Annotated in this window: 6 protein-coding genes and 1 pseudogene; 6 read left to right on the plus strand and 1 reads right to left on the minus strand. The window is 63.5% G+C overall.

The window, feature by feature from the left end:
• From IT540_RS02045 to IT540_RS02070, 6 genes are all read left to right on the plus strand, one after another.
• A partial coding sequence (locus IT540_RS02045) for a TonB-dependent siderophore receptor (protein ID WP_291172546.1) occupies nucleotides 1-2,429 on the plus strand: 2,429 nt, incomplete at its 5' end.
• A gap of 50 nt (nucleotides 2,430-2,479) precedes the next feature.
• Nucleotides 2,480-3,307, plus strand: a complete 828-nt coding sequence (locus IT540_RS02050; RefSeq protein WP_291172549.1) for an alpha/beta hydrolase-fold protein — start codon at nucleotides 2,480-2,482, stop codon at nucleotides 3,305-3,307.
• 30 nt (nucleotides 3,308-3,337) lie between these two features.
• Nucleotides 3,338-4,486 (plus strand): ABC transporter substrate-binding protein, encoded by a 1,149-nt coding sequence (locus IT540_RS02055; protein WP_291172552.1) that lies wholly within the window; start codon nucleotides 3,338-3,340, stop codon nucleotides 4,484-4,486.
• Nucleotides 4,470-5,534: an iron ABC transporter permease gene (locus IT540_RS02060; RefSeq protein ID WP_291172554.1), complete on the plus strand. Its 1,065-nt coding sequence runs from the start codon at nucleotides 4,470-4,472 to the stop codon at nucleotides 5,532-5,534. The genes IT540_RS02055 and IT540_RS02060 overlap by 17 nt, the downstream gene beginning before the upstream one ends.
• Entirely contained in the window at nucleotides 5,531-6,376 is an 846-nt protein-coding gene (locus IT540_RS02065) for an ABC transporter ATP-binding protein (RefSeq protein ID WP_291172556.1), read from the plus strand. The genes IT540_RS02060 and IT540_RS02065 overlap by 4 nt, the downstream gene beginning before the upstream one ends.
• A 9-nt stretch (nucleotides 6,377-6,385) precedes the next feature.
• Nucleotides 6,386-6,667: a DUF2218 domain-containing protein gene (locus tag IT540_RS02070; protein ID WP_291172558.1), complete on the plus strand. Its 282-nt coding sequence runs from the start codon at nucleotides 6,386-6,388 to the stop codon at nucleotides 6,665-6,667.
• 117 nt (nucleotides 6,668-6,784) lie between these two features.
• On the opposite strand, the pseudogene IT540_RS02075 reads toward IT540_RS02070, so the two are convergent.
• Nucleotides 6,785-7,489: pseudogene (locus IT540_RS02075) on the minus strand (MFS transporter); the annotation flags it as partial.

Below are 7,489 nucleotides of genomic sequence, written 5' to 3' on the forward strand. Positions count from 1 at the left end.
GCATTGTGTTCAATCGTTCGTTCGGCCTCGCATCGGCCGCTGTTTGCATTGCCGCAGTCTGTGTCGAACCCGTGTCTGCACAGACATCCGATGAAAGCACGCCTCTCCCGCCTGTGACGGTCGAAGCAAGCCAGCCGAAGAAGCAGCAGAAGAAGGCGGCGACCAAGAAGGCACCTCTGACGGCCGCTCAGCAGTCTCCTGCTCCGCAAGCGCCGTCGCCGGCCTCATCGCAAACGGGATACCAGGGGGCCACCGGCCCTGCGAACGGCTACGTCGCGCGGGAAAGCGCCACGGCTACCAAAACGGGAACGCCGCTCATCGAGACGCCGCAGTCCGTTTCGGTCGTACCCAGGAAACAGATCGAGCAGCAGGGCGCCGAGAGCGTCTCGGACGCGCTGCACTACACGGCAGGCGTCATCGTCGATCAGCGTCCGGCCTCTCGCTATGACATCGTCAACATCCGCGGTCTCGGTAGTCTGCAAAGCTTCGTCCACTTCCAGGACGGTCTCAAGCTGCAGCGCGGCCTCAACTTCGACGTGCCCGTCGTCGATCCGTACTTCCTGGAGCGCATCGAAGTCTTCAAGGGACCATCCTCGGTGCTCTATGGCCAGGTCGGCGTCGGCGGTCTCGTCAATTTCGTGAGCAAGAAGCCGACGGACGAGCCGTTCGGAGAGGTCGGCGTGACGTTCGGCACGCACGAGCGCAAGCAGCTCGCATTCGATTTCGGCGGGCCAGTCGATCGGGCCGGAAAGGTATCCTATCGCATCACGGGCCTTGGACGCGAAACAGAGACCGATATCTACGGAGTGGAGGAGGAACGGTGGGCAATTGCCCCGTCGCTCACATGGCGGCCGAGCACGGCGACGACCCTCACTATCCTCGGCAGCTACCTCAACGATCCCAAGAGCTCCTATTCGGTTGCCGTGCCGGCGCTTGGATCCGCGCTGCCGTCGCCGGTCGGGCAAATCCCGCACTTCTTCAATCCGGGAGAGCCCTCCTACGATTCCTACACGCGCGAGCAGGCATCCATCGGCTATCTGTTCGAGCATCAGTTCGACTCGGTCTGGACCGTGCGCCAGAACTTCCGCTACATGTCGCTGGATACCGAGTTCGCAGGCGTGCAGACGTCAGGTCCGGCAGGGCCTGCCGTGGCTACGCCGACCATCACGCGCAACAGATCGCTCACGAAGAACACGGGTGACTATGTTGCTATCGATAATCAGGCGGAAGCCAAGTTCACGACAGGTGCTCTCCGGCACACCGTGCTGGCCGGCATCGATCACCAGCGCTCGTGGTCTGACGCGTGGGCGGCTGCCGGCGGCGGCGGAGCGGTCGTGACTCCGATCTCGTACGTCAATCCCGTGTATGGGCTCGTCATCCCGAGGCCGCCATTCGCCACGCACAATTCCGGCGAGACCGAACAGACGGGCATCTATGCGCAGGAGCAGCTCAAGTTCGGCAATTGGGTCGCGCTTCTCGGTGCGCGTTATGATTGGGCGAGCTACGACTACGATTCGGCGAATGCTGTCACCGGGGCCGTGACGACTCGTATCTCCCAGAAGGACGAGGACTTTACGTGGCGCGGAGGGCTGCTCTATAACTTCGACAACGGGTTTGCGCCGTATTTCAGCTATTCGACGTCTTTCGAGCCCGTGACGGGTACGGCACTTACGGCGGTCGACTACCAGGGTAATCCGTTCAAGCCGACGACGGGCGAGCAGTACGAGCTCGGCTTCAAGTATGAGCCGCGCGGCTTCAACGCATTCATCACCGCCTCGGTGTTCGATATCACGCTTCAGAACGTGCTGACGCCCGATCCGGACCATGTTTCCACGGTGGGAAACGTTTATCCGTGTAATCCGGCGCCGCTCCCGAATGTCAGTACGATCTGCCAGACGCAGACGGGCGAGGTCCGTACGCGTGGCTTCGAGATCGAGGGGCGCGCCAGCCTGAACGAGAACCTGGATGTCGTTGCTGCCTACACCTATCTCGATACCGAGATCACAAAGTCCAACCCGTTCACCGTCGGCGGTGTCACGGTGTCTGATCAAGGCAAGCGTCCGACGGCGATCCCCGAGCACATGGCCTCGTTCTGGGCCTTCTACACCTTCCACGAGGGTCCGCTCGACGGCTTCGGATTCGGTGGCGGCGTACGTTACATCGGCGAGACTTACGGAAATCGCTTGAACACCTGGACCGTCGATTCGACGCTTCTGGTCGATGCGGCGGTGAGCTATGATTTTGGTGCGATTTCGCCCGCCTTCGACGGCTACTCGCTGCAGGTCAACGCCATCAACGTGTTCGATGAGGAGTATCTCTCCTCGTGCGGTGCCTTCGGCGGCGGTCTGGCGGCGACCACAGGCACGAACTCCGGCTGTTACTACGGCACCGGTCGCAACGTAATGGCCACGCTCAAGTATCAATGGTAGCAGCCACGATAGCACGACCCGTCACACTGCCACGAACAGAACAGCGCCCGATGCGATCCCGCTCGGGCGCTGAGTTCCGTGTCTTCATCTCCATGCCGCTGCATCCCGCGCCGGAGACCGGCTATCCGGTCATCTACGTGCTCGATGCCAACGCCGTCTTCGGCACCATGACGGAAGCCGTGCGCCTGCAGTCGGCGCGACCGCAGGCGACCGGCGTGGGACCTGCCGTTGTCGTCGGCGTCGGCTATCCGACCGATCTGCCGCTCGATCTCGAGCGGCGGACCTTCGACTATACGCCTGAGGTCGACCGCGCCGCGCTGTCGGTGCGTCCGGACGGCTCGGAATGGCCGCCGACGGGCGGGGCTGGCGTCTTCCTGAGCTTCATCGAGGACGAGCTGAAGCCGATGATCGCTGCGGAATACCCCATCGATGTACGACGTCAGGTTCTGTTCGGCCATTCGTTCGGCGGCCTGTTCGCGCTCTATGCCTTGTTCCGTAGGCCGCGTGCTTTTCAGACCTATATCGCCGGAAGCCCGTCGATCTGGTTTGGCGCGCGCGCCATCCTTGAGGCTGAGCGCGGATTTGAAGATATCCTCGGTGACGGCCCGCATGATATCAGTTTGATGATCGCAGTCGGGGCGCTCGAGCAGTCGCTGTCACCGCAGGAGCGACTGATGCCGGGCGGCGCGCAGCGTGCCGCGTGGATCGATGAGAACCGCATGGTCGACAACGCCCGCGAGCTGGTCGACCGGCTGCAACGGCATGCCGCGCGCGGACTGCGCGTTGCCTACGAGGAGTTTCCCGGCGAAAACCACGTCTCGGTCATTCCGACCCTGATCAGCCGTGCGCTGCGCTTCGCGCTCGCGCCGGCACAGTGACGGTACGATGCCAGCATGAATGAACTACAGATGACGCGTTGGTTCACCGTTGCCTGTTTCGCCTTTGTTGCCGTGGTGACAATGGGTGCGTCTTCAGCGCGGGCCGACGAATCGGTCGTGATCACGGATATCGTCGGTCGCAAGGTGACGATCGAGCGTCCCGTCAAACGCATACTACTCGGCGAAGGCCGGCAGCTTCTCGCCTTGTCGCTGATACATCCGGATCCTGTGTCGCTGCTGGCCGGCTGGCCGGCCGATCTCGTCCGGCAAGATGCGACGACTTACGGCCGCTATCGCGAGAGATTTCCCGGGATCGAAAAGGTTTCGCTCGTCGGGCAGGGCAGTGTCGACACCTTCTCCATCGAACAGGCGCTTGCGGTGCAGCCGGACGTCGCGGTTTTCAGCGGCGGCTACGGACCGTCCGTCAAATCGACGGACGTGGTGTCCCGCCTCGAGAACGCCGGTGTTCGCGTGCTGTTCATCGACTTCATTGCCAAGCCGCTCGACAATACCGCTCCCAGCCTTGCCATTCTCGGCCAGCTCCTCGGCCGCGAGCCGGAGGCGCAGGCCTACATCGATTTTTACAATGGCCGCAGGAAGCGCATCGCAGATCGCCTCGCTGAGGCGAAGCCGAAGGCTCCGAACGTGTTCATGCATGCGCATGCGGGCCTCGGCGCGTGCTGCAACTCGCCTGCCCGCGCCACCATCGGTGCGTTCATCGACGCGGCCGGCGGCCACAACATCGCGGCCGATGTTCTCAAGACGCCGTTCGGCCAGCTCAATCTCGAGTACATCCTGTCGAAGGATCCCGATATCTACGTGGGGACCGGGGGTGTGCACCTCGCCGGCAAGGGTGGCCTCGTCATGGGACCGGGCATCGACGAGCAGGTTTCGCGCACGGCGCTGGCTGAGGTTGTCGCGCGCCCGGGTCTTGCCGACCTGGCTGCCGTGCGCAACGGGCGCGTGTACGGGCTCTGGCACATCTTCAACAACAATCCGGCGAACTTTCTTGCCGTCGAGGTGCTGGCGAAGTGGTTTCACCCGGAGCTGTTCGCCGACATCGACCCCGACGCGAGCTTGCGCGAGCTGAACGAGAGATTCCTGCCCGTGCCCATGCAAGGTACGTATTGGATCCGGCTCAATAGTCCTGGCGAGGCCCCGCATGCCGGAAGCCCGTAAGGGCGTGAACGCCGCTGGCGTGCTCGACGCCTATGCGTCGCTCCTGCGCGTGCGCATCGCCATCGTGCTGGGCGTGGGCGTGCTGGCGGTCGCCGCGTTTGTTGCCGATCTCGCAACCGGCCCCTCTTCGCTCGGTGCGGTTGACGCGTTGCGCGGACTTTTCGTGCCGCATAAGCTTGATCGCGCGTCGTCGGTTATCGTCTGGGAGGTGCGCCTGCCGCAGGCCTTGATGGCGCTCTTGGTCGGTGCTGCCTTGTCGCTTGCCGGCGCGGAGATGCAGACCATCCTCAACAATCCCATGGCGAGCCCGTTTACGCTCGGCATGTCGTCAGCCGCGACCTTCGGCGCTGCCCTCGCCATTGTGCTCGGGATCGGGGTCCCCGGTGTGCCAGAGACCTGGATCATCTCAGTCAACGCCTTCCTCTTCGCTTTCGGCTCGGTGCTTCTGCTCAACGTTCTCTCGCGGCTTCACGCGTCCGGCGGCGAGACCATCGTGCTGTTCGGCATCGCCTTGTTCTTCACCTTCAACGCGCTCGTCGCGCTGACCCAGTTCATAGCAAGTGAGCAAGCCCTGCAGCAGCTCGTGTTCTGGACCATGGGCAGCCTGACGCGCGCGACGCTCGACAAGGTCTTCATCCTCGCCGTCGTGCTGGCTGTGGTCGTTCCGTTCTCGATGCTTTCGGCTTGGCAACTGACGGCCTTGCGTCTCGGCCAGGATCGCGCGCGTAGCCTGGGCATCAACGTTGCGCGACTGCGCCTTGCCGGGCTCTTGCGTGCCAGCCTGCTGACCGGAACCGCGGTCGCCTTCGTCGGGACCATCGCTTTCATCGGCCTCGTCGGTCCTCACCTGGCGCGGCTGTTGATCGGCGAGGATCACCGCTTTTTCCTGCCCGCAAGCATGCTGTGCGGAGCTCTGGTCATGTCCGCTGCATCGTGCGCCAGCAAGGCCGTCGTTCCCGGTATCGTACTGCCGATCGGTCTCGTCACGTCGCTCATCGGCGTGCCGTTCTTCCTCGCCCTCATTCTCGGCCGCAGGGAGCGGATATGACCGTGACCAGCGAAGCATTGCGCATTGAGCGGCTTTCCGCGGGCTATCCGCGCCGCCGGGTCATCGAACAGTTGACCCTCGATCCCTTCCCGGCGAACCGCATCACGGCGCTCGTCGGTCCGAACGCCGCCGGGAAGTCGACACTGATGCTGGCCCTCGCCGGGCTGATCCGGGCAACCGGCTCGGTGCGCCTCGGCGGGCGGGACATCCTCGATATGGCCGTGGCCGAGCGCGCCAATGCTGTCACTTTCATGCCGCAGGCGTTGCCCCAGGGTGTCGCGCTGAGTGCGCTGGAATCGGTCATGGCGTCGCTCAAGGCCTCGCCGGTGGCGGGACTGGAGGCGCGTGGGCCACGGGTCCGTGAACGCGCTTTCGCTGCGCTGGAGAGGCTGTCGATCGGTGACATCGCTATGGAGCAACTCAACCGTCTCTCCGGCGGCCAGCGGCAGCTCGTGAGCCTCGCGCAGGCGGTTATCCGCGAACCGCGCGTGCTGCTGCTCGACGAGCCGACCAGCGCGCTCGACCTGCGCCACCAGACGCAGGTGATGGGCCTCGTGCGTGAGCTGGCGAGCGAGGGGAAGGTGGTCGTGATCGTTTTGCACGATCTCAACCTGGCTGCGCGTTGGGCGGACCATATCGTCGTCCTGCGCGACGGTACGGCAGCGGCCCAGGGTGATCCGGAGAGGGCCATCACGCCCGGTATGCTTGCCTATGTCTACGGCGTGGAGGCTCGGGTCGAGCGTTCCTCGCTGGGGCATCTGCAGGTTTCTGTCGAGCGCGTCCTGCCGCAGGGAGCTGGGGTGCATGTTGCGGCTGCGTCGCCGGACGCTTCAATCCACTGAGAGAGCTGGATGCTGAGGGCGACAAGCAGCTTCGAGACGGAACGGGCCTCCCGCTATCTGCAGGCGATGTGCAGGCACTTCGCGCACAAGGTGCCGGTCAACTACGACGCGTCGGTGGGTACCGCCGACATGCCCTTCGGCCTGCTCAACATGGAGGCTGCCGGAAATACCCTGCGCTTCGAGATCGAGGCTGCCGACGATCAGTCGCTCGCCAGGCTGAAATATGTCGTCGAGGCACACATTGTTCGTTTCGCCTTTCGCGAGAAGCTCAAAAAGCTCGACTGGTACTAGGGTGGCCTGATCGCTGAAGGTCGCGCGTTGCGTTTGGTCTGCAGCCGGCGTCGTTGCTCGAATGAAAAAGGCCCTGCGGAAATCCACAGGGCCTCTCCGCTCCCGCTCTTTTGAGCCTCAAACCTCCGTGATGTCCCTGTCCTTGGTCTCGCGCAGGAACAGCAGGCCTATGATGAACGTGCCGAGGGCGACGATGATCGGATACCAGAGGCCAGCGTAGATGTTGCCGGCCCAGGCCACGATCGCGGTCGCCAGCAGTGGAAGCATGCCGCCGAACCATCCGTTGCCGATGTGATAGGGAAGCGACATCGACGTGTAGCGGATCTTGGTCGGGAACAGCTCGACGAGGAACGCGGCAATCGGGCCGTAAACCATCGCGACGTAGATAAGGAAGATACAGAGAACGCCGAGCACGACCAGCCAATCGAGCTTGTCCGGATCGGACGGCACCGCCGTGTAGACGGTCTTGCCGTCCTTCTCCTCCTTCTTGAGGTTGGGATAGCCTGCGGCTATCAGGGCCTCAGTGTAGGCGTCTGGCGTGAACGGCGTCACCTCGGTTCCGTTGATGCTCAGGACCACCGGCCCGCCAGGCGCCGAGTCCTTGGTCTCGAACGAAAGCCCCTGCTTGATGATGTGGTCCTTCGCCTTGTCGCATTCCGTGAACTTCGACCACGGTCCGACGAAGATGTGGAAGTTGCACTGCGCGGGATCGACACTGAGCGTGACGGTGGTCCTTTCCTGGAACGCCGCAAGGTCGGGATTGGCCGCCTTCGCCAGGAGCTCAAACAGGGGGAAGTAGGTCAGGGCCGCGATCAGGCAGCC

The organism is Hyphomicrobium sp., assembly GCF_020852195.1.
GTDB lineage: Bacteria > Pseudomonadota > Alphaproteobacteria > Rhizobiales > Hyphomicrobiaceae > Hyphomicrobium_C.